Raw genomic sequence first — 1,782 nt, 5'->3', positions numbered from 1 at the left:
TTTGCGCCGTCAACGCTGTATCCGGTAGCGCGAAGTCCTTCAGGCAATAGTCTGGTGTCGAAACGTCCTGTCATGGCACTCATCCCCTTCACCATCCATGCCAAATGTAGAGATTAAGGCGCAAAACATCACACAATCTGCGTCAGAGCCAAACATTGACCCCTCTGTTGCTGGGCCAGCAGTGGATTGATGACCATTCGCGGAACTTGAAGCGCCAGCTCTCGTTTCAGGTCTCGATGATGTCGCAATGCTGAATGAGGCCGTCGCGGAGAGCAGTGGTCATCTTGGCATCGCCGAAGGTGGTGGGCCATTCGCCAAAGGCCAGATTGGTGGTCACCTGCGCCCCTCGTGTCAGGAACCCTGCACCTGCGATTTGTGCCGAGACGGATTTTACGCCCGCGACCCCTGTCACCAGCAGGGCTGTCCGGGCTTTGTTCGCAGTCAGGTATCGTGTTGCGATCTTAAGGGCATACAGCATCAGGGCTGCTCCGGGGTGACGTTCTGGCCATCCGGGATGCCTGTCGCATCGGCAATCACCACGTCGCCCTCAGCAAGGCCCACTGTTGCGATGAGCCGGGCGGCGGGCCAGTTGACGGCTGTTACAGGCAGCAAGTCCGCCCCGCCGTCCACGAGCACAAAAACCTTCTCTCCATCCATTATTGTGGTGCGTGAAACCGTCAGGGCCCCGTCGCGCTCATCTATGATAATCTTTATCGCCGCGTGCCCGATTGGAGCCGCGAGCGGAGTGTCCAGTTTAATCCTGACGGCAAGCCCGCCAGTGGCGGCGTTCACGCGGTTCGCCACAAAGCTGATATGGCCCTGATGTATCGCGGTTTGCCCGGCCCCTTGCAGGACGGAGCTTTGACCCAGGGCGATCTGCGTCGCATAGGCCTCGTCCACATTCACTTCGACCCTCAATTCGCTCAGATCGGCAAGGGTCAGCAGCCGGGTCGACGGGCTGATTGTCTGCCCCATTTCGGCGTCCAGTTGCAGAACCGTGCCCGCGATCGGTGCCCGAATGGTGTAGCTGTCGCGCGCAATCTGCGCCTGATCCAGAGAGGCCGTCAGACGCGCCACCTCCTGTATCGCCGATTGCATGGCAGAGGCATTGGTCGCCCTATCCGTCCTCGGGACAGTGCTGCCAAGCGCAACAGAGCGGTTGAAGTCTTCCGTCGCCTTCTGCTGCGCAACGAGTGCCGCGTCCAGCGCTGCCATGGCCTGCCGGGCGATCGCATTTTGCGCCGCCGCATCGACCTCTGCGAGAATCTGGCCGGTTTCAACCCGATCTCCCTCGGCCATGGGAAAGGCTACCAGGGTGCCGGAAACCACGGCGCCAACCTCGACGGAATTCACGGGGGCGATCCGGCCATTCACCGCAAGCACACGCGTGACCGGGGCATTTTGGGCGATTTCGATCACCACCGCGATCGGGCGTGCCATCCAGACCTGAAAGTAGATCAGGACCGCGAGACCCAGACCAAGCCCGCTGTCGTATAGCAGGCACGGGATCTGCTCCGCGCAAGGCAGGGACGGGGGGCGTGGACACATGCCCGTCGAGCGACGAATGGGTCAACGCCCGCGGTGCCCAGAGGCATATGAGCTTTCTTTCGCGCGCTTGCGCCTGTTGTCGAACAGGAGGCCTCAACGCCCGATGATCCATACGAAGCCCCTGATCCAACCGGGGCCGCGACTGCTAAAGCGATCAAGGTAGTGTCCCAACGCTTGGTGTAGGAGGCCGCGCGCGGAGCCCCCGGCGTAGCGCAGCGCGCGGCCGGGTGTGAC

The 1,782-nt window shown here is 61.7% G+C and carries 1 protein-coding gene and 1 pseudogene; both read right to left on the bottom strand.

From position 1 onward, the window contains the following. Positions 1-226: 226 nt before the first annotated feature. Positions 227-337, bottom strand: a pseudogene (locus Q4543_RS24260) (ATP-binding protein); the annotation flags it as partial. Positions 338-477: 140 nt separating this feature from the next. Then, positions 478-1,440, bottom strand: coding sequence for an efflux RND transporter periplasmic adaptor subunit (locus Q4543_RS24255; protein WP_303442694.1), 963 nt, complete (start codon positions 1,438-1,440; stop codon positions 478-480). Positions 1,441-1,782: the final 342 nt, after the last annotated feature.

The organism is Salipiger sp. 1_MG-2023 (assembly GCF_030547555.1).
In the GTDB taxonomy this organism is placed as follows: domain Bacteria; phylum Pseudomonadota; class Alphaproteobacteria; order Rhodobacterales; family Rhodobacteraceae; genus Salipiger.
The sequence above is the reverse complement of the archived record's forward strand: the minus strand, read 5'-3'. Positions and strand labels throughout refer to the sequence as shown.